The sequence below is a fragment of the Cryptosporangium sp. NPDC051539 genome, from assembly GCF_044454545.1.
Classification (GTDB): domain Bacteria; phylum Actinomycetota; class Actinomycetes; order Mycobacteriales; family Cryptosporangiaceae; genus Cryptosporangium.
The window spans coordinates 116,596-136,447 of sequence record NZ_JBITDV010000009.1 but is presented as its reverse complement, the minus strand read 5'-3'; the positions used below and the strand labels follow the sequence as shown (position 1 = coordinate 136,447).

At 69.9% G+C, this 19,852-nt stretch carries 21 protein-coding genes; 15 read left to right on the top strand and 6 right to left on the bottom strand.

Going from position 1 to position 19,852, the window contains the following annotated elements:
- Window positions 1–33 precede the first annotated feature (33 nt).
- Together ACIBZJ_RS27195 and ACIBZJ_RS27190 are read right to left on the bottom strand one after the other, a co-directional pair.
- A complete protein-coding gene (locus ACIBZJ_RS27195) occupies window positions 34–885 on the bottom strand; it encodes a hypothetical protein (RefSeq protein WP_395934371.1) in 852 nt (283 codons plus the stop codon).
- Complete coding sequence (locus tag ACIBZJ_RS27190; protein WP_395934369.1) at window positions 882–1,778, bottom strand: DUF6282 family protein; 897 nt, start codon at window positions 1,776–1,778, stop codon at window positions 882–884. The genes ACIBZJ_RS27195 and ACIBZJ_RS27190 overlap by 4 nt, the downstream gene beginning before the upstream one ends.
- Window positions 1,779–1,977: 199 nt before the next feature.
- Here ACIBZJ_RS27190 and ACIBZJ_RS27185 point away from each other — a divergent pair, with 199 nt between their 5' ends.
- From ACIBZJ_RS27185 to ACIBZJ_RS27170, 4 genes are read left to right on the top strand one after another with little or no spacing between them, the layout of a single operon-like run.
- Entirely contained in the window at window positions 1,978–2,757 is a 780-nt protein-coding gene (locus ACIBZJ_RS27185; RefSeq protein WP_395934367.1) for an IclR family transcriptional regulator, read from the top strand.
- 38 nt (window positions 2,758–2,795) lie between these two features.
- Window positions 2,796–3,584, top strand: a complete 789-nt coding sequence (locus ACIBZJ_RS27180) for an ABC transporter ATP-binding protein (RefSeq protein WP_395934365.1) — start codon at window positions 2,796–2,798, stop codon at window positions 3,582–3,584.
- Window positions 3,585–3,592: 8 nt separating this feature from the next.
- Entirely contained in the window at window positions 3,593–4,456 is an 864-nt protein-coding gene (locus ACIBZJ_RS27175; RefSeq protein WP_395934363.1) for an ABC transporter permease, read from the top strand.
- Between the two features lie 4 nt (window positions 4,457–4,460).
- A complete protein-coding gene (locus ACIBZJ_RS27170; protein ID WP_395934361.1) occupies window positions 4,461–5,210 on the top strand; it encodes an SDR family NAD(P)-dependent oxidoreductase in 750 nt (249 codons plus the stop codon).
- 15 nt (window positions 5,211–5,225) lie between these two features.
- On the opposite strand, the gene ACIBZJ_RS27165 is transcribed toward ACIBZJ_RS27170, so the two are convergent.
- Complete coding sequence (locus ACIBZJ_RS27165) at window positions 5,226–5,870, bottom strand: TetR/AcrR family transcriptional regulator (RefSeq protein ID WP_395934359.1); 645 nt, start codon at window positions 5,868–5,870, stop codon at window positions 5,226–5,228.
- A 72-nt stretch (window positions 5,871–5,942) separates the two neighbouring features.
- Here ACIBZJ_RS27165 and ACIBZJ_RS27160 point away from each other — a divergent pair, with 72 nt between their 5' ends.
- Together ACIBZJ_RS27160 and ACIBZJ_RS27155 are read left to right on the top strand one after the other, a co-directional pair.
- Window positions 5,943–6,413, top strand: coding sequence for an SRPBCC family protein (locus tag ACIBZJ_RS27160; RefSeq protein WP_395934357.1), 471 nt, complete (start codon window positions 5,943–5,945; stop codon window positions 6,411–6,413).
- Between the two features lie 157 nt (window positions 6,414–6,570).
- The gene (locus tag ACIBZJ_RS27155) at window positions 6,571–7,089 is read left to right on the top strand and encodes a TrmH family RNA methyltransferase (protein ID WP_395934355.1); all 519 of its coding nucleotides are present in this window, start codon (window positions 6,571–6,573) and stop codon (window positions 7,087–7,089) included.
- A gap of 20 nt (window positions 7,090–7,109) precedes the next feature.
- On the opposite strand, the gene ACIBZJ_RS27150 is transcribed toward ACIBZJ_RS27155, so the two are convergent.
- Both ACIBZJ_RS27150 and ACIBZJ_RS27145 read right to left on the bottom strand, forming a co-directional pair.
- Window positions 7,110–7,511, bottom strand: a complete 402-nt coding sequence (locus ACIBZJ_RS27150) for a hypothetical protein (RefSeq protein ID WP_395934353.1) — start codon at window positions 7,509–7,511, stop codon at window positions 7,110–7,112.
- 127 nt (window positions 7,512–7,638) lie between these two features.
- Window positions 7,639–8,478 (bottom strand): alpha/beta fold hydrolase, encoded by an 840-nt coding sequence (locus ACIBZJ_RS27145; protein WP_395934351.1) that lies wholly within the window; start codon window positions 8,476–8,478, stop codon window positions 7,639–7,641.
- Between the two features lie 180 nt (window positions 8,479–8,658).
- On the opposite strand from ACIBZJ_RS27145, the gene ACIBZJ_RS27140 reads away from it, so the two are divergent.
- Window positions 8,659–9,090 carry a MarR family winged helix-turn-helix transcriptional regulator gene (locus tag ACIBZJ_RS27140; protein ID WP_395934349.1) on the top strand — a complete coding sequence of 144 codons (432 nt, stop codon included), beginning with the start codon at window positions 8,659–8,661 and terminating at the stop codon, window positions 9,088–9,090.
- Window positions 9,087–9,320, top strand: a complete 234-nt coding sequence (locus ACIBZJ_RS27135; protein ID WP_395934347.1) for a hypothetical protein — start codon at window positions 9,087–9,089, stop codon at window positions 9,318–9,320. Before ACIBZJ_RS27140 ends, ACIBZJ_RS27135 begins: the two co-directional genes overlap by 4 nt.
- Before the next feature lie 142 nt (window positions 9,321–9,462).
- Here ACIBZJ_RS27135 and kstD read toward each other — a convergent pair whose 3' ends face one another.
- The gene (kstD, locus tag ACIBZJ_RS27130) at window positions 9,463–11,235 is read right to left on the bottom strand and encodes a 3-oxosteroid 1-dehydrogenase (RefSeq protein ID WP_395934345.1); all 1,773 of its coding nucleotides are present in this window, start codon (window positions 11,233–11,235) and stop codon (window positions 9,463–9,465) included.
- Window positions 11,236–11,844: 609 nt separating this feature from the next.
- On the opposite strand from kstD, the gene ACIBZJ_RS27125 reads away from it, so the two are divergent.
- The 7 genes from ACIBZJ_RS27125 (at window position 11,845) to ACIBZJ_RS27095 (ending at window position 19,827) form a co-directional block, all read left to right on the top strand.
- Window positions 11,845–12,441: a DUF3761 domain-containing protein gene (locus ACIBZJ_RS27125; RefSeq protein ID WP_395934343.1), complete on the top strand. Its 597-nt coding sequence runs from the start codon at window positions 11,845–11,847 to the stop codon at window positions 12,439–12,441.
- Between the two features lie 573 nt (window positions 12,442–13,014).
- A complete protein-coding gene (locus tag ACIBZJ_RS27120; RefSeq protein WP_395934341.1) occupies window positions 13,015–14,241 on the top strand; it encodes a cytochrome P450 in 1,227 nt (408 codons plus the stop codon).
- Window positions 14,238–16,070, top strand: coding sequence for a RiPP maturation radical SAM C-methyltransferase (locus ACIBZJ_RS27115; protein ID WP_395934339.1), 1,833 nt, complete (start codon window positions 14,238–14,240; stop codon window positions 16,068–16,070). The genes ACIBZJ_RS27120 and ACIBZJ_RS27115 overlap by 4 nt, the downstream gene beginning before the upstream one ends.
- On the top strand, window positions 16,067–16,627 hold the full coding sequence (locus ACIBZJ_RS27110) for a DUF5825 family protein (protein ID WP_395934337.1): 561 nt from the start codon (window positions 16,067–16,069) through the stop codon (window positions 16,625–16,627). Before ACIBZJ_RS27115 ends, ACIBZJ_RS27110 begins: the two co-directional genes overlap by 4 nt.
- Window positions 16,628–16,664: 37 nt before the next feature.
- A complete protein-coding gene (locus ACIBZJ_RS27105; RefSeq protein ID WP_395934335.1) occupies window positions 16,665–18,086 on the top strand; it encodes a M28 family peptidase in 1,422 nt (473 codons plus the stop codon).
- A complete protein-coding gene (locus tag ACIBZJ_RS27100; protein ID WP_395934333.1) occupies window positions 18,083–18,856 on the top strand; it encodes a class I SAM-dependent methyltransferase in 774 nt (257 codons plus the stop codon). The genes ACIBZJ_RS27105 and ACIBZJ_RS27100 overlap by 4 nt, the downstream gene beginning before the upstream one ends.
- Window positions 18,853–19,827, top strand: coding sequence for an aspartyl/asparaginyl beta-hydroxylase domain-containing protein (locus ACIBZJ_RS27095; protein ID WP_395934331.1), 975 nt, complete (start codon window positions 18,853–18,855; stop codon window positions 19,825–19,827). Before ACIBZJ_RS27100 ends, ACIBZJ_RS27095 begins: the two co-directional genes overlap by 4 nt.
- The last annotated feature ends 25 nt before the right edge of the window (window positions 19,828–19,852 follow it).

Sequence of the window (19,852 nt, the reverse complement as noted above, 5' to 3'; positions counted from 1 at the left end):
TGCTCGTCTGGTCTTCACGATGGGACCTTCCTCTTACTGGTGGGGGAGCGGGTAGGTGTCTTCGTTGAGCACTCGGCCCGGCGTCCGGGAGAAGTCCAGACGCGGCGGACTGAAGATGTCGATCAGCTGGTTGGTGTCGGGGCCCACGGCCTCGCTGGTGTGGATCATGGGCGGAGGGATCACGGCCACCGAGGGACTGCCGCACCGCAGGTGCTGGTCCTCGCGCCACTCGCTGCGCCGCTTCGACCACGGGGTCCGCAGGTGGTGGACGTACTCCCCCTCCACGGCGAGCGAGCACTGCTCGAAGTCGTCGTGGTCGTGCGGCGAGAGGCTGTCGGGATCACGCGGTCCGACCCTGGGCGCCAGGAAGTTGACCATGAAGGTGCTGCACCGCACGATCTGGCCCGGGCGCACGGCGTCCTGCGTCACCGCCAGGTCGGCCAGCCGGTAGGGCCGGATGCGGTAACCCTCCGGCGGATCCGGCCACGGCTCGAACGGGCGGACGTTCGGGTGCGGCTCCGCGTACGAGCTCCGGTTGCGCGCCTTGTCCAGCAGATCGGTGGACCGAGAGCTGAACAGCCGCACGACGGTGCAGTCTTCGATGCCGACGACCGCGCTGAAGCCCGGCGGGACCATCACCACCGCCTTGCCCGAGACCGGCGCGACCTCCCGCGACGCACGGACTTCGACGCTGGACTCCTCGTAGGGGAGGATCACGACGTACTCGTCCGGCTGATCACCCCGCTCCAGCACGTCGCCGGCGACCAGCGTGGTGTGGGCGAGCACGAAGTTGTTCCCGCGGAAGTACCACGTCGACGATCCGCCCGGGGTCGTCTCGTCGGGATCGCCCACGCCGAGGTCGGAGAACTCCACGTCGGGGGTCATCGCCGGTCCTCCAAACCCAGCAGGAACGCCGGGTTGTCGCAGAAGATCTGCCGCAGCGACCGCTCGTCCAGGCCCAGGTCCAGCAGCAGGGTCGCGACGCGGATGAAGGAGTCCACCGGCAGCGGCCGATCCTGCTGACCGAGGTCGGAGGCCATCACGGTGTGCTCCGGGCCGATCTTCTCGATCCAGTCCAGGAGGACCTTCGGGTCCCACTTCTTGGTCCCCTCGGGGTCGTAGAAGCCGGTCTCGTGCTCGACGAACGCCCCGTAGCCGACGAGCTCACGGCACTTCGCCTCGTCCGCACCGATGACGTAGTCGGGATGGTTGAGCAGCATCCGGGTGACACCCTTGTCCTGGGCCGCCGCGAACAGCTGGGTGATCGACTCGGTCCCCATGTGCCCGCCGGTCACCATCGCCCCGGTCTCCTTCACCAGGTCGAGCACCTCGTAGACCTCAGGGATGAGCTCACCGTTCTCCCGGTGGATGTCGACCTGAGACGACGGCACCTCGACGCTCGCCGTGGGGAAGCCGACGCCCTCCGGATGGCAGTCGATGTGCCGACCGGCCGAGAACGTCGGAAACCACACGGCCCGGCCCCCCATCCGCAGCGACATGGCCACCGCCTGCGGATTGATGCCGCCGACCATGCTGTTCAGGGTGATGCCGCCGTAGACGGGTGTGCTGATCTTCGCCAGCCGGTCGCTCATCGAGAGCAGGTCCATGACGGTGTTGTGGTGGTGGGACTTCACCAGCACGCCCCGCATGCCGAGCCGCTCGCCGTCCTTTCCGGCCTCGGCATGGTCGAGGCGCCGGGGGAACGGGTTCGGGCCGGAATGGCAGTGCAAGTCCACGCAGCCGTTCAGCAGCTTGACGATGGCGGGCGTGTCGGTCATGAAGCCTCCAGGCATCGGCGATGGCCGCATCACAGACTGGGAGTTCGCTATCCGGTCTGTCAATAGTGGAGTCGTTGGACGAGGTTTTCGTGAATCCCCAGGCAGACCTTGCAGCGAGACCTAGGTCACGCCTACTCTCCGTCCGTACTGCGAACTACATGAACGCTTTGTGGACGCTCAACGAAACGGGTAAGAGCCAATGCCGGAGGACCAGGCCGACAAGCCAGACACTGCTCGCGAGCAAGACATCCAGGCAGTGAGCCGGACCGCGCAGATCCTCGGACTGTTCGCTCCCGAGACTCCGGAGCTCTCGGTCGCGGAGGCCACCCGCCGGCTCGGCCTGAAGCGGACCACGGTGCACCGCTACTTCAGCTCGATGATCAGCTCCGGCCTGCTCGAGCGCGTGGAGGACTCCGCGCTCGTCCGTCCCGGACGGTCGATCCTGCAGCTCGGCAGCTTCGTACTGGGACAGCAGCGCATCATCCAGATGGCACCGGCCTACCTGCGTGAGCTCGCGCTCGACATCAAGGTCAGCATCGTGCTGTCGCTGTGGGGCGCCTCCGGCCCGGTGGTCTCGCTGGTGGAGGAGGCCGAACATCCCACCCTCGTGACGGTGCGGGTGGGCTCGCAGCTCGCCCTGAACTCCTCGCAGGCCAAGGTCTTCCTGGCCTTCCTCCCCGACCAGTTCCACGCCGACCGGCTCACCGGCAGCCTCCCCGAACCCCAGCGCACCGGGATTCGCCGTCGGATCGAGGCGATCCGGCAGGCCGGCATGAGCAGCGACGTCAACCACCGCGGCATCTGCGTCCTCGCGGCGCCGGTGTTCGCGGCGAGCGGGATCTGCGCCACGATCGCGGCCGTCGGCACCGAGCGGATGCTGCCGGAGGCGCTGGACTCCCGGGAGGCCACGGCATTGAAGGCCGCCTGCAAGCGACTGACCAAGGAGATGGGCGGCACATGGCCCTCGTCGACCGACTGACTGCCAACCGCGCTCGAACCAGGTGAGGAAGGACAGACGTGCCGATCAGCACCGACACCGACTGCGTGATCCGCTTGGACTCGCTGTCCATGCTCTATCCGACGAAGTCCGGCGGGACCGTCCAGGCTCTCGACGACGTCTCCCTCAGCGTCCGAGCCGGTGAGTTCATCTCCATCGTCGGCCCGAGCGGCTGCGGCAAGAGCACGCTGCTGCGGATCATCATGGGCCTGTCCCGACAGACCTCCGGGCAGGTCACGTTCTCCCCGTCGAAGGACAGCCACCGCAACCAGCTCGGCATGGTCTTCCAGCAGCCTCTGCTGCTGCCCTGGCGCACCGTGCGGAAGAACCTGCTGACGTCGCCGGACCTCCACCACGCCCGGGACGCCGCGACCCACGCGAAGGCCGCCGAGTTGCTGGTGATGCTCGGCCTGGAGGAGTTCGGCGACCGGTACCCCAACGAGCTGTCGGGCGGGATGCAGCAGCGGGTCGGGATCGGCCGCGCCCTGATGCACGACCCGCGCATCCTGCTCATGGACGAGCCGTTCGGCGCCCTCGACGCGATGACTCGCGACCAGATGGGACTGGACCTGCTGAAGATCTGGGACTCCGACCGCAAGACCGTCCTGTTCGTGACGCACAGCATCCCCGAGGCGGTGCTCCTCGCCGACCGCGTCGTGGTCATGACACCGCGCCCCGGCCGGTTGGCGGACGTCATCGAGGTCGCGCTCCCCCGACCACGGCGGCTCGAGAACATCAACACACCCGAGTTCGGCGAGATCGTCCTGAAGATCCGCAAGCTGCTCGACTCCGAGCACAGCGCCCACTAGGAGATCTGATGTCCACGCGTCACACAGCCGACCGAGAGGCAGTCGCCGCCCCGGAGGCGCCCACGAGCTCGGACACCCCGGTCCGGCGCCGACGCCGACGGGTGCCGGAGATCACCTACAGCGTGCTGGTGTTCGTCGGGTTGTTAGTCGTCTGGCAGGTCGTCGTGAAGGTCTTCGACGTCTCCGACATCCTCGTCCCCGCACCGACGGCCGTCGCCGACTCCCTGGTCGACGGCTTCCGCGACGGCAGCCTGGTGACCCAATCGATCGTCACCCTGAAGGAGATCCTGATCGGATTCGGCATCGCGGTCGGCTCGGCGCTGGTATCCGCGGTGCTCATCACCCAGTTCCGGACGGTGGAGCGCGTGCTGTTCCCGCTGCTCATCCTGACCCAGACGATCCCGAAGGTCGCCATGGCGCCTCTGCTGATCGTCTGGTTCGGCATCGGGATCAGCTCGAAGGTGCTGACCGTGGCCCTGATTGCGTTCTTCCCCCTGCTCATCAACGCCGTCCTGGGATTCCGGTCCGCCGCCTACGAGCAGGTCGAGATGCTCCGGTCCTTCGGCGCGTCCCGCATGCAGGTCATGCGGCACCTGCAGATCCCGTCCGCGCTTCCGCACATCTTCGCGGGACTCGAGGTCGCCGTCATCCTGTCCGTGACCGGCGCCGTGGTCGCGGAGTTCGTGGGCAGCTCCGAAGGTCTGGGCTACCTGATCCAGGCGAGCAACTTCACTTTGGACGTGGCCAGGACGTTCGCGGTGATCGTCGTGCTGTCGGCCATCGGGATCGCACTGCACGCGATCGTCGTGCAACTCGGCAAGTGGCTGATCTTCTGGACCTCCACCCCCACCGACACCGCCAGTGGGATCTGAGCGAATGACACGTGTCGCCATCGTGACCGGCTCGAGCTCCGGGATCGGGGAAGGGATCGCCCGCGCGCTCGCGGCCGACGGCTTCACCGTCGTGGTGACGTCGGCCACCTCGGTCGACGCCGGTGAGCGGCTCGCGGCCGAGCTCCCGGGAGCGAGCTACGTCCAGGTCGACATCGCCGATCCGGCCGACGCCGTCCGCCTGGTGGAGACGACCATGGAGCGGCACGGCCGGCTCGACCTGCTGGTGAACAACGCCGGGGTGTCGCGGCCCGTCCCCCACACCGACCTGGAGGCGGTCACCGCTGCCGACTGGCACCGGATCCTCGGCGTCAACGTCGTCGGGACGTGGCAGGTCTCCGTCGCCGCCGTGAAGGTCATGGAGCCCGGCGCCCACATCATCAACATCACCTCGGTGGGCGGCTCGCGCCCCCTCGGCAGCTCGATCCCCTACTCCGTCAGCAAGGCCGCGCTCGACCACCTGACGAGGCTGCTGGCCAAGGCCGTGGGCCCGGACGTCCGGGTGAACGCGATCGCCCCGGGCCCCGTCGAGACCCGGCTGACCTCGGACAGCCTCGCCCCGCGGGCCGCACGCACCGCGGCCATGACACCGCTGGGCCGGCTCGGGCAGCCCTCCGACGTCGCGGCGATGGTCCTGGCGCTCGTCAAGGCCCCCTTCGTCACCGGTGAAGTGATCCGCGTCGACGGCGGCATCAACCTCGTCACCCACGTCGACGTGGCTCGCCACGACGCGTGATCCGTCCCGGCCCCTCTACCGGGAAGGTGCCGGCGGGGTTTCCGGGTGGCGGTGGTCGGGCCGCAGGCCGGCGAGGCCGGTGACGACCCGGTCGGTCAGCACCTCGGTGTCGGGCCAGGCGAAGGCCGGTGTCGCCCGCGGCAGCGTGACGATGCCGTGCAGCGCCGTCCACAGTGCGGTGCTGTCCAGGGTCGGGTCGGTGCTGGTGGAGGATCCTTCGGTGATGCATTCGGCCACGAGCGCGGAAAGGCCCGTGAACGCGGCCGCCCCGCCGGGTGCGGGTGGCCTGGCCCGCGCGTCTTCCGTGGAGGCCTCGAACAGGATCCGGTAGCGGCCGGGATGATCACGGCCGAATCGAACGTAGGCCGTCGCCAATGCTCGGAGCCTCTCGGCGGGACAGTCCAGCCCCTCCTTGGCCGCGTGGGTCGCGGCCGTCAACGCCTCGTACGACTCCTCGATCACGGTGTCGATCACCGCAGCCCGGTCCGGGAAGTGCGAATAGACCGATGGGGCGGCGATCCCGATCCGCCGCGCGATGTCGCGCAGCGTCACTCCGTCGTCGGCGGAGGCCTGGCCGAGCAGGTCGACCGCCGTGTCCAGGATGTCGCGCCGCAGTCGTCCGCCCTGGCCGCGCGGGTTGACCTTCCGGTTCTCGATCACGACTGAGCCTATCAGGTGTTAGGCGAGCGTGGTACGTTCGCCTAACACCTGATAGGCGATGGAGGTTTTCCCGTGAATTCGTCGCAGTGGCCCGCCGGGTTCGATCCCGAGACGGCGCCCGTCTACGCCCGCAACGAGATCCGTACACCGGTCCCCGCGGAACGGCTGTGGCCGGCACTGGTCACGGCCACGGCCTGGCCGACCTGGTACCCGCACGCCGCGGAGGTGGTGATCCTCGACGGCGGTGACGAGCTGACCGCCGGATCCCGGTTCACGTGGACGACGCTGAACGTCCAGGTGCACACGCAGGTGACCGAGTTCGAGCCGGCCCGGCGCCTGGCCTGGTCCGGCAAGGCGCGCGGCGCCGGCGGCTACCACCGCTGGATCCTCACGCCCGAGGCCGGCGGCGGATGCCACGTCCTGACCGAGGAGGTGCAGACCGGCCTGGTTCCCCGGTTGGCGGCCCGGCGCCTGCGGCGCGTCCTCCACACCAACCACCAGGAATGGCTGGAAAACCTGGTCGAGAGACAGACTCGGAGTTGAACGTCGCCCTCCGAACCCCCTGCGCTTGACCGGATGTTCTTTCCGGGCGGTGCGGGTATCGTCCGGGGCGGTCGTGTCGTCGTCGATGGCCCGGGTGCGCCGCGAAGCACCCCCTGACTGTGGCACTAGAACTCCGGGGCGCATCCGCCTCCGTGTGGTGAGCCCCGCGATCCGGGTCAAGTCCCGGAAGGAACTTCACCGGACCCGACGCCACCAGGCGCACCGCTGCTGGGGACACCTGCTGGCCGCTCCGCTCTGGCCGCTGCACGGGGCGAACCTCGGGACCCTGCTGCGCACGTGCGACGCGGTCGGAGCATGCCTGGCGGTTCCGCCGTTCCGCTGGGTGGACGAGGCCCTCGCCCGTGGCAACACGCTGCGCCGTCCCGGGTGCGTCCACCGGATCGGCAACCCCAGCGACTGGCTGACCGCCGAACGTGCCGCCGGTTCACGGATCGTCGGCGTGGAACTGGCTGACGAGGCCGTCCGGCTCGCCGATCTTCCGGCCGCACGGCAGCGGACCGTCATCGTCCTCGGTCACGAGTCCACCGGCATTCCGCCCGATGCGCTCGACCTTCTGGACCTCGCCGTCGAGATCCCGATGGTCGGCACCGGTCACAGCCTCAACGTCGCCGTGGCCGGCTCACTCGTGCTCTACAAACTGGCCGGACTCCTCTGAACGGCGCGGAGCCCGGGAGCTCAGCCGATTCCGAAGGTGCGGGTCTTCTTGGCGCCGGAGGCGCCGTTCCACACCTCGAGCACCGCCTTCGAGATCGACGTGTTCGACGTCGTGGGGATGCTGTACTGCACGGTGCCGCCCGTGGTGCAGGACTTCCCGGTCTGGGAAGTCAGCAGCGTGGTGTTCGAGTCGTTCTTGTAGACGACCCGGGCGTAGGCGCAGGAGCCGTCGGTCTTGGTGTCTTTGATCGTGAAGAAGCCGGTGAGCGTCGCGCCGGTCATCGAGATCTTCGTGTAGCCCAACGCGTTGCTCTGGGTCAGCGAGCCTTCCGCGACGACAGTGGCAGCCTGCGCCGGCGAGGCGGCCAGCAAGGCGCTTCCGAGCGCGATCGTGCTGAGGGCCACGGCGATGAGACGACGCATGGTTCTCCACTCCGTCTACTGCGGACGCTGACCGGCCAGACGCTAGCGCACCCGGACAACGGCATCGGCAGATCGCCGGTGAGCACGCCGAGTCCCGGGTCCGCGGCGCAGAACGTGTCTGCTCTGGTCACACGCTTTTGATCCGCTCCAGAACGTGCGCGGACAGTTCGTCCGGCGCCTGTTCAGGAATCCAGTGCGAGACGCCTTCGAGGACCTTGAATTCGAACGGACCCGTGACCCATCGGCCGGTCAGCTCCGCGGCACGCCGGCCGAGAGCGACGTCGCCGGTGCTCCACACATACGTCGTCGGGACCGTGACGGCACCGGTCCGCAGTCCGGTGAGGACGTCGAGGGGCATCGCGCGGTACCAGTGCAGCGCTCCGGCCAAGGCACCCGGGTCGTCAAGGAGCCTGTCGACGTACTCCCTCGCCAGATCGTCACGAAGGCCGGATCGCCGGAGCACGGCGACCGCGAGGCGACCGCCCCGGGAGCGGATCGCAGCCTCCGGCAACCACGGCAGCTGGAAGAACGCCACGTGCCAGGCTTGCAGCAGCTGCCGGCTGGTCAGCATGGCGTTCACCACCGCGCGGGGATGCGGAGACGAGGCGACCGTCAGCGTACGGAGACGATCCGGCCGCGTGGCGGCGACCATCCACGCGACCCCACCACCCCAGTCGTGGCCCACCAGATGAACCCGATCGACGCCCGCACTATCGATCAGGGCAATGACGTCGCCGACCAGATCACCGAGCCGATACGCCCGCCGGGACCGCGGCCGGGCCTCCGGGGTGTAACCGCGCTGTTCCGGTGCGATGACCCGGTAGCCGGCCTCGAGCACGTGCCGCGTGACCCCCGCCCACGACCGCGCTCTCTGCGGAAAACCGTGCAGGAGCACGACCGTCTCGGCGTCGGCCGGCCCCTCGTCCAACACCTGGAACCGCATGCCCTTGCCGGAGAACGCGTCCACGAGCCGGGACGCTACCGCCTCCCCATCGAGCGAGAGGCGCGATCGGGATTCGCCGGGACGTCCCGGCGAACGAGTGCTTGCTCGGATGGACCCCAGCAGGCGAAACCGTCGCCGCACCGGTGATCGTCCCGTGGATCCATCGGGATTGACGATGCGTCGCCGACGGCAGATCGTGATCGCGTGCACGACACAGCAGCCGATGCGGCCCGGTTCGAGGAGCTGTTCCAAGCGGTCTACCTGGCGTTCCACCGCCGTGACCGGAAGCGCTCGGAACTTTCGGGCGCCTCCCGCGCGGTGCTGCACCACCTCGCCCACACCGGTCCGCTCACCGTGGGCGAAGCCGCACTGCACCTCGACCGGGCGCAGTCGGTGGTGAGCGAGATCGTCAGCCAATTGGAGCGCAACGGGCTGCTCGAACGTGAGCGGGACCCGTCCGACCGCAGGCGGACCCTGATCTGGCTGACGCCGGAGGGCCAAGACCGGCTGGCCCGGGATCGGGCGGTACTCGACAGGCCCCGGCTGGCCGAAGCTCTCCAGGCAGTGCCGGCCGACACCCGCGAAGCGCTGCTCGCCGGATTGCACGCCCTACTCGACTCCGGGGAGAAACCATGAACTGCGAGAGCTGCGGCATGCCGATCGAGAGCGGCCCCTATTGCGAGCACTGCACGGACGCCGGCGGCGCGCTGCAGCCGTTCGACGAACGGTTCGAACGGATGACCGCCTGGCAGGCCCGCCGCAGCCCGGGAGCGCCTCGCGAACAGATCGAAGCCGAGACGCTGGCGTACCTGGCCACCATGCCCGCCTGGCGCGACCACCCCCGGGTCGCCGCCGCCCAGCAGTAGGCGCACCTTCCGGGAGCGGCGACCGGGCTAGGACCCGGGCGGGCGGCACCACGATCGGAGCCGCCGGCCCGGGCGTTCTGGTCCCTCTCGTGCGAGTGGTGAAAAGGCGGCGGGGCCTGTAAGGCGGCTGGCCGCGGACGGATCAGCGGTTGGCGGCGATGTGGTTGGCGGCGACGTAGCCGAAAGTCATGGCGGGTCCGATCGTGGACCCGGCCCCGGCATAGCTGTGACCCATCACCGCAGCGCTGGCGTTACCGGCCGCGTAGAGGCCCGGGATGACGGCTCCGCCGGTGGTCAGGACCCGGGCGTTGGCGTCGGTCACCATGCCGCCCTTGGTACCCAGGTCGCCGGGGACGATCTTGAACGCGTAGTACGGAGCCAGCCGCAGCGGCGCGAGGCAGGAGTTCGGCTTGACCGCCGGGTCGGTGTAGTAGTGGTCGTAGGCGCTGTCGCCACGCTTGAAGTCCAGGTCTTTCCCGGACGCGGCGAAGCCGTTGAACCGGGTGACGGTGCTCTGCAACGCGGCGGCCGGGACGCCCATCTTCGCCGCGAGGCCCTCGATCGTGGTGGCCTTCACGAGGGCGCCGCTGTTGTACCAGGCGTCCGGGAACGGCAGCACCGGTGCGAGGTCTTTGAACAGGTAGCGGTTGCGGTAGTTCTGGTCGATGACCATCCACGCGGGGATGTCCGGTGAGGCAGCGTTCTTCTCGTACATCACATGGACGACGTCACTGTAAGGGGCGGCCTCGTTGACGAAGCGGTTCCCGGCCTGGTTGACGATGATGCTGCCGGGCAGGGTGCGCTCGGCGAGACAGAAGTACGGCTCGCCGGGCAGCGGGATCGCCGGCCCCCACCAGGAGTCTTCCATCAGGGCGAGCGCCGCACCGACCTGCTGGCCGGCCCGGATGCCGTCGCCGGTGTTGCTGGCGGCACCCACCGTCCACTCGGTACCGATCGGCTCCTGCTGGTACTGGTCGCGCATCGCGGCGTTGTGCTCGAACCCTCCGGAGCCGACGATGACCCCGTACCTCGCGGTGATCAGGGTCTGGGCGCCGTTGCGGGTGACCAACACACCGGTGACCCGGCCGCCCTCGACCTTCAGGTCGACCATCGGAGTGCTCAGCCAGACCGGTACCCCCGCCGACTTCAGGCCCGCACGGAGGGCTCCGGCCAGCGCCTGGCCCATCGTCAACGGAGTCTTTCCCAGCGTGGTGGCCGCCAGCCACCGGGCGATGGTCTCTGCCGTGACAGCTGCGCCCTTGGCGTTGACCAGCGCCAGGTTCAGCCACTTGTAGTCGGCGCTGAACACCACCGTGCCGGTCGGAACCGGAATGTAGGCCGGGTTCAGATCGGCCAGGTCGGTGCCGAGACGTTTTCCGTCGAACATGTCCGGCTCGATCGACCGGCCGTTGGGCATCCCACCGGCGAGCTCCGGGTAGTAGTCGGAGTAGCCCTCCATGAAGCGGAAGCGCAGCGGGCTGTTGGCCATGACGAACGAGATCATCGCCGGCCCGTTGGTGAGGAACGCCGCCTGCCGGGCCGCCGGGACCTCGTTACCGACCACTGCCGCCAGGTAGGTGGCGGCCTTGGCCGGCGTGTCGGGCACTCCGGCAGCGAGGATGACCTGGTTGTTCGGGATCCAGACACCCGCGCCGGAGCGCGCGGCCGAGCCGCCGAACTTCGCCGCCTTCTCGACGACGAGCACGGTCATCCCGCGCTTGGCCGCCGCGAGTGCGGCGGTCATCCCCGCAGCCCCGGAACCAACCACCACCACGTCGTACGCGGTGGTTTCGGCGGCTGCCGCCGTGGTGGCGGCGAGGGCACCGAACAGCTGGGAGCCGACCGCGGCTCCCGCTCCGGCGGCCAGGCCCTGCAGAACGCGGCGGCGGGTCGGTCGAGGACCGGTATGTGACATGGGAAGCCTTTCGCACAAGGCCACGTCGTCGTCGACGTGTCGCGGTCAGGTGACGGTGCGGGGCCGTAGCCTAAACGAACAAGCAATTGCTTGGCTACCGGGTGTCGACATCGGATTGCACATCGGTGCACTGCCGTTACACATCGGAGGGCTGCGAGCGCGTGACCGGGCCGCAGGCGCCCCTCGGCCCGAACTCTGGCCACGCACCCTTGCCTGCGGGTTCCTACCGATGTCAGGAGGAGCGCCGATCACCCGGGACGGCTTCCCGCGTCGGCCACTCGCCGTGGGTCGTGTGACGCAGCCGAGTGCCCGCTGAGCTCGTCGGCCCCGGTTCGCGGTGCCGTCGGCCGTCAGCGCGGCTCGGCCGCATGCCGGCCTCGTCGCCCACAGCGGCACTCCGATGCCGGCTGACCGCCCCGCCGGCCGACCGGGCCGCCGGCCGACCGCCCCGCCGGCCGACCGGGCCGCCGGCTGACCGGGCCGCCGGCCGACCGGGCCGCCGGCTGACCGCTGACCGGTGGTCAAACACCGAGGAGTACCTGTTCGGCCAACGTCCTGTCGCTACGGTGAGCGGCACCCATCCGCCCTCGCCGGGGGAAGTGATCGGCAATGCAGCCGGCACACCGCCGACTACCCGCGAAGCTCAAGCCTTGGCAGCTACCCTTCGTCATCCTCAGCGGCTTCGTGGCCATGCTGGTGCCCTGCTGCACGGGTGGCTTGGTCCTCAACGCCGCCGGGGTAGGTGATAACGCCACGGTCACCACGACAACGACCCCGGGGACTCCGGCCGCTACGTCGTCAGCCGCGGCCACGCGGGCCACCACGAACAAGCTCACCGACTCGGCCGCGCCGCTGCTGCGGGCCCCGATCGCCGGCCCGCCCGCCTCGCCCGACACGTCGCCCACACCGAGCCACGCCGCGCCGAGCAGGGCCACGCCCCGGACGGCCGCGCCCAGCACGACCGGACCCCGCACGACCGGACCCCGCACGACCGGGCCCCGCACGTCCGCGCCGCATACCGGCGGGAACGGCTCCTGCGCGGACGAGTACTACCGCAACGTTGACGGCGACTGCGTGCACCGGCCGACGAAGGCACCACAGGCACCCGCGGGCGCGACCGCGTTATGTGAGGACGGCAGCTGGAGCTACTCCCGACACCGGCAGGGAACCTGCTCCCACCACGGCGGCGTCGAGAGGTGGCTGTAGTCCCGAGCGTTTCAGGCTGTCCGATGAGGCCGGTGGCACTCAAAAGCCGGAAATGCCGAACGGCCGGGGAACGAGGGAAGTCGCCGAATGATCCGATCGTCACGTCACCGAGGTCCGCCCCGTTTTCGGTCAGGGCGTGTTCGGATAGAGGCTTCAGTCGTCCCTCGACCGGCGATGCCGGAATCCATTCGCAGCTTTCAATGTGCACGCCGAGAGTTTCGCAAGAATAGAAAAAGAATCTGCGTCCATCCAGGACGAAGCCGTTGACAGTGACCCCCGGGTGAGGCAACGTGACCCGTGTCGATCGGCATGCACCATTTGGGAGTTCGCTGCCGGACGGTCGGTGCGGGAATCCGCCCGCCGCCGTAGCTCGTTTCCCTGAATCACTTTCATCTGCGTGAGTCGCGCTGTCCGCGCGGCGTTCTTCCCAATTTCAGAGAGGGGGGAATTGCCATGCGCTACATCCACTGATCACAGAGAATTTTCGGCGATCGGCCGCGGGCCGGCGTATTCGAATACGCCGGCCCGCGGCGACCATCTCGATCTCACCGAGCCGGCAGAAGGCGGTGACACGTGACGTCAGAAGCGCAGGCCACATCGGATTCGAGGATTCTGGGGCGAGATCCGATCTACGATCCGCTCGCGCCGGATGTCATCGCCGATCCGTTCCCCTTCTACCGGCGCCTGCGTGACGCCGATCCGGTGTACTGGCATGCGCAACTGGATTCCTGGGTGGTGACCGGGTACGACCCCTGCCGTCAGGTGCTCAGCGACACGACCGCGTTCGCGTCGGACTTCCGGCGGAGCGGCGAGGACGTCCCGTCCGCCCGGCTGAGCATCCAGTCGCTGGACCCGCCCGACCACACCGCCGTGCGGCATCTGCTCGTCTCGGTCCTGCGCGAACGCTCACCGGCCGGCCTCGACGCGTCGATCGCCGCGCTGATGGCCGATACGCTCGCCGCGCTTCCCGCCGGCGGCGCCACCGTCGACCTCGTCCGGGATCTGGCCCGGCCGGTGGCCTTCACCACCATCACCGCGTTCCTCGGCGTCCGGCTACCGGCCGGACCGGAGTTCGAGGAGATGTCCCACGCCATCGTGCGCAGCATGGACGCCGGCCTGGACCCGGGTCGCGCCACAGCCGGTGACCAGGCACGTTCCGCGCTCAGCGAGATCATCACCCGCTGGCTTTCCGATCGGTCCGGCGCCGGCTTCCTCGCCGCAGCGGCCCGGCAGCACGAGCAGGGATCCGGCGTCCCGCTGCCGGTGCTGGCCAACTCGCTGCGCGCGGTGCTCCATGCCGGGTACGAGTCGGTGAGCCGGCTGCTCGGCAACGTCCTCGGGCGCCTCACCGCCGACGCCCCGCCGTGGGCGCGTACCGCGGTGGACGCCGCTCGTCTCACGGACGAATTGCTGCGCCTCGACGGGCCGGTCCAAGCCGACGCCCGCGTCTGCGTCCAGGACACGCTCCTGGGTGAGCATCTCGTCCGCCGCGGCGACGTCCTGGTGCTGATGCTGGCCGCGGCCGACCGCGATCCCGCCGTCTTCCCCGCGCCGGACGCGGTCGACCTGACCCGCGGTCGCGGACGTCACCTGGCCTTCGGACGCGGCGCGCACGCGTGTCTCGGCGCCGCCCTCGGCACGCAGCAATTGAGTGCGCTCCTGACCGCCGTCGGCGAGACCGGAACACGTTTTGTCCCCGCCGGAGCACCGCGGCACGACGACACCGCCACCCTGCGCGGTCTGGCGTCTTTACCCGTGCGGCTCGACCGGCCCGCGTACCCGGGAGGAACCGGCTCATGAGAATCGCGCTCACCGCCATGCCCTGGCACGGGCTGGAGACGCAATCACTGCCGCTGGGAATTCTGAAAGCCTGCGCCACGCGATGCCACCGGCCACACCAGGTCGTCGAATATTACGCCAACCTCGCGTGGGCCGATCTGCTCGACGAGAAAAGCGACAGCATCATCACCACCGACGATTACGACTACATCGCGAACGTCGGCGTGTGGCACTCGATCGGCGAATGGGTGTTCGCCGGGGCCCTGTACGACGACCCGGAGTGGCGGCGGGAAGAATTCCTCCGTTACGTATCGGAGCGGCACGTCGACCCCGGAAAAGCACTCGAAATGCGGCCGGTGGCCGATGAGTTCGTCGATCTGGCCGTCGATCATCTCCTGGAGCTGGATCCGGACCTGGTCGGCTTCACCACGACGTTCTCCCAGAACGCGGCCTCGCTGGCCGTGGCCCGGCGCGTGAAACAACGCCGTCCGTCGCTGCCCGTCGTCATCGGTGGGGGAAACTGTGACGGCCCGATGGGACGAGCGATGGCCACCAGTTTCCCGTTCGTCGACTACGTGGTCAGCGGCGAGGGTGAACGCGCGTTCGTCGCCCTCGTCGACGCCCTGGCCGACGGCGGCGACCTCACCGGCGTCCCTGGCCTGATCTGGCGGCAGGAGGACTCCCAGCGGGTCAACCCCCCGGTCGCACCGATGCCGATGGGGCAGGTCCCGCGACCGGATTACACCGGGTGGCAGCAGGCGTTCGACGACAGCCGCGCCGCCGCCACCGTCCGGCCCCGGCTGACCCTGGAAGCCGCCCGAGGGTGCTGGTGGGGCGAGAAGCACCACTGCACGTTCTGCGGTCTCAACGGCACCAGCATGACGTTCCGCGCCAAGCCCGCGGCGCAATTCCTCGAGGACCTGACCTCGATGGTGGCCACGCACCAGATCCTCGACGTGGTGATGGTCGACAACATCATGAGCAACGACTACTTCCACGAACTACTGCCCGAGTTGGAGAAGCTCGGCTGGGACGTGACGATCCGCTACGAGGTCAAGGCCAACCTCCGCGCCGAGCAACTCGGCGCGCTGTCCGCGGCCGGTGTCCGGCACATCCAGCCGGGGATCGAAAGCCTGTGCAGCACGGCACTGCGGCTGATGGACAAGGGCGTCCGCGCCTCGCAGAACGTCCAGGTGCTCCGGGATTCCGACGATTACGGCCTGACCGTCGACTGGAACATCCTCTACGGCTTCCCAGGCGAAACCGACGAGGACTACGCCGTCCTGCTGGGGCAACTGCCCGCGCTGATCCACCTCCAGCCGCCCGCGGGGATCACCCGCATCCTCCTGGAGCGCTTCAGCCCGTATTTCGAGCGCCCTGAACTGGGATTCGCGCTGCGTCGCCCGGCCTCGCAGTACCAGCACGTCTACGCGATGCCGACCGAGTCGCTCTACGACCTGGCCTACCAGTTCGAGGGTGAGATCAAAGGACTGACCGGGGACCTCGAAAAGGACCTGCACCGCGCGGTCCGGACCTGGCAGGAGGCCGGCCCGGCCAGCGTCCTCACCCAGACGGAGACCCACGACGGCGTACTCGTCGACGACCGCCGGTTCGGCTGGCCGGAGCGCACCTACACGCTCACCGATCCGCTGGCCGTCCGCGTGCTGACCGCGCTGCGGGTGCCCCGGTCCCTCCGCGCCGTGCTCACCGAAGCCGCAGACGGTGACGCCGAGCGGGCCCGCCCCGCGCTGGACGCACTCGTCGACCGCGGTCTGGTCTTCCTCGACGGCGATCGCGCGGTGGCGTTGCCGACACTGACCGTCCCGTTCCGACCGGGCGTGTCCTCATGAGCGTTCTCACGCAGAACCTGCCGCCCCACCCCGTCACCGGGACGCTCACGATCCGCGGGCGCCTCGCCCTCGGCGGCACCGTGCGGATCACCGACGGCGTGACGCCGCGGGAGACCCTGACCGCGATCCGGCTGCTGCGGGAGGCCGCCGGGCTGGCCGCCGCGGTCGAGTGGTCACTGGAGACGACCGACGCCGTGCCGCTGTGGCAGCTCGCCCATCTGCCACCACCCCGGCACGCCGTGGGGCTGACCCCGGACGCCCTGGAACGCTGGCGCAGCAATTACCGCTACGCCCTCTGCTACTACCGCCGCGGACCGGGTTTCGTCGTCCTCCGCGACGAACGCCGCGGCGAGAACACCCCGCTGACGATCGCCGACGCGGCGACCGTCACCGCCCTGGAGGCCCTCCGGGATCCCCGGCCGATCGCGTCCCTCGACGCCGCTCAGCGCGGTGTGCTGCCCGAGCTCGTCGACCGCGGCCTCGTCCTGCGCTGCGGTGACGCCGGGCTCGCACTGCCGTGGCGGCCGAGCGCCTGGCCCGTTCCCTGCACCCTCTGACCCGGCACGGCCCGTACCCCACGAACGGCGAGGCGTCATGAACATCGCAACTCTCCGCAGAGCAACCCTGGCCTCCCTGGCCGTGCTGACGCTCACCGTGACGGTGACGACGCCGGCCCGCGCCGCCGCGGTCCCGTCAGCCGACCGGCTCGCCGCGGGCGTGACCACCGGCGCGCTGCTCGATCATCTGCGCGCGCTCCAGTCCGTCGCCGACCGCAGCGGGGGCGATCGCGGCTACGACGGGGTGGGGTTCACGCGGTCGGTCGATTACGTCGAGGGCCGGCTGCGTGCGGCCGGCTACCGGGTGACCAGGCAGACCGTGCCCTACACCGACTTCGCGGTCTCCACCGAGACGCTCACCGCAGGCGGAGCCCCGGTGCCGGTGCTGATGACCCGGTTCACGCCGTCCACCCCGGCCCAGGGCCTCACCGCCCCGGTCGCCGCGCTACCGGCCGGGAGCACCGGATGCGCCGCCGGCGACTACCTCGGCGTCACCGGGCGCATCGTCGTCCTCCCCCGAGCCGCGTGCGGATACACCGCGCAACAGCAGGCCGCCGCCGCGGCCGGCGCCGCAGCGGTCCTCATCTACTACCCGACGCCGAAACCGGACAACAACTATCGCTTCCTCGCCTACACCCCGGACGACTTCACGATCCCGATGGCGTCGGTGTCCCAGCGCGACGGCGAGAACCTGATCAAGCGCAGCACCGCCGGGCTGCGGGTACACCTGACCCTCCGCGGTGCCGGCACACCCCGGACGACGACCAATCTGTTCGCCGAGACCAGCGGTGGCGACCCGGACAACGTCGTCATGGCCGGCGGCCACCTGGACGCCGTCACCGAAGGCCCGGGCATCAACGACAACGGATCAACCTCCGCGGCGACCCTCCAGACCGCGCTCGCTCTCGCGCCGTACCAGGCGCAGGTCACCAACAAAGTGCGGTTCGCCTGGTGGGGCGCCGAAGAACTCGTCGATGTCGGTTCCGCTTACTACGTCACACACTTGTCGGACGCCGAACGCGCGCGCATCGCGCTGCTGCTCAACGGCGAGCTCCTCGGATCTCCGAACTCCGGCCGATTCGTCTGGGACCAGGGCAGCGGCGGCAGCCACGTGATCGCCGACCTGTTCGCCGGCTATCTCGACCGGCAGAAGCTGCGCTACCAGCGCACCAGCCCCGACTCGGTCGGCTCCGACCACCTCGAGTTCCTCCCGGTGGGCATCCCCGTCGGCGGCATCGACGGCGGCAACCTCGGCCTAAAGACACCCGAGCAACAGGCACTCTTCGGCGGCCGGGCCGGGCAGATGTTCGACCCGTGCTACCACCAGCCCTGCGACCGCGTCGAGAACCTCGACACGTCGGCGCTGACCACCAACGCCCGCGCCATGGCCTGGGTGCTGGCACGACTGGCCACCTCGGCCGACGACGTCCGCGCCGTCCGGACGGCGCCGGCGTCATGACCGCCCCGGCCGCCGTCGAGATGCGCGACCGCGATGAGTACGCGGTCGTCGCCGGGCTCTACGACGTGTTCGCCGTCGCGCAGGGTGAGGCGGCGCTCCCCCGGATCCCGGCCTTCGCGAACCGAGCCCGGCCCGGCTGGCGGGTCCTCGACGTCGGCGCCGGCACCGGCCGGGTCGCACTCGCCGTCGCCGGGCGAGGCGCGACCGTCCACTGTCTGGAGCCCTCATCCAGCATGCGCAGCGCACTGCTCGCGAAAGTCGCCGCGCGGCCGGCGCTCTGGCCGCGGATCACGGTTGTCGCCGGGCAGGCGCCCGAGATCACCCTGCCGGGCCCGTTCGACTACGCCTACCTCGCCGGGTCGCTGCAGTTCCTCACCGCCGACCAGCGGCGCGCCACGTTCCGGGCGCTGGCCGAACGCATGCCGCCGGATGCGGTGCTGGCCCTGGACATGGTCGACGACACCGTCGCCGAGTACCGGCCCGACCCGGCGGGCGTCGTCGTGGCGGAGGCCCGCATCGGTGACAGCCACTACCGGATGCACGCCGCGGTCACCGACGGCACCGGCGACGCGGTCCTGATCACCTACCGGTACGAGACCACCCACCAGGGCCGCACCGACGTTCAGACGCTGCGCCGCCGGCGGTACTTCCACCTCCGCGACGACGTCCACGCGGACCTGCGCGCCGCCGGATTCACCCCCGACCCGCACGACCCACCGGACGCCGGTGCCCGTGGCGACGACGTCCTGACCGCCCGGAGGACCGCATGACCGACCCGTTCGCCGGCCTGCCCGCGGCAGTCCGGCTCCAACGAGACTTCGACCCCGGTCGGCTCCGGGCCGACCTCGACCGCTTGACGCTCGACCGGTGGCGCCACCAGCGCACCTACGCCGACGACGGGAGCAGCACCGAGTACCGGGCCGACTGGCGCGTACTGCCGCTGCGCAGCCAGGGTGGCGACGCGCACCGCACCGACGCCGGCGGCCCGGGCCCGGCGCCGTTCCGCAGCACCCGATGGCTCGACGAGGCCTCCTACCTGGGCGAGATCCTCGCGTCGCTGCCCAGCGGACTACGGGCCGCCCGGCTGATGTCGCTGGCGCCCGGAGCGAGCGTCGAGACCCATCGCGACACCCCGCTCGGGCCCGCCGTCGGCATGGTGCGACTGCACGTTCCGCTGATCACCAACGACGGCGCCGTCCTGATCCTCGACGGCGAAAAACACTGCTGGCAGCCCGGTGAATTCTGGTACGGGGACTTCTCCCGCCCTCATTCCATCGCCAACACCGGCACGGCCGACCGCGTCCACCTGGTCCTCGACACCGCACTGCACCCGGACCTGTTCGCGCTGTTCCCGCCGGAATTCACCGACCGCCTGAGCCACGCCGACGTCCTCTACGAACGCCCTGAGCGCCCACTCAACCACTGGGAGCAGGCATCCTTCCGTGGTGACGTCGACGTGCCCGGTCCCTTCGTCCGCTGGTCGGGAGAACCTCTCGACGACACCGTCGGAGGCCCCGACGAGCAGCGGTGGTCGATCCTCACCGCCGACGACGGGCTGTTCCTGACCGGCGGTCCCGCCCCGATCGGACTCCGGCACCTCGGCGCCGGCGAGTTCCGGCTCCAGGGCTGGACCGACGAGCGCACCCTCCACATCGACCGGACCGCCGCCTCGGTGCGTTTCACGATCCGAACCGGCTCCTCCACCCGCACCGAGGAACGTCCGCTGCTCCCGGCGGTCTAGCGAAGTGGAGTCCCCCGCTGTTGGT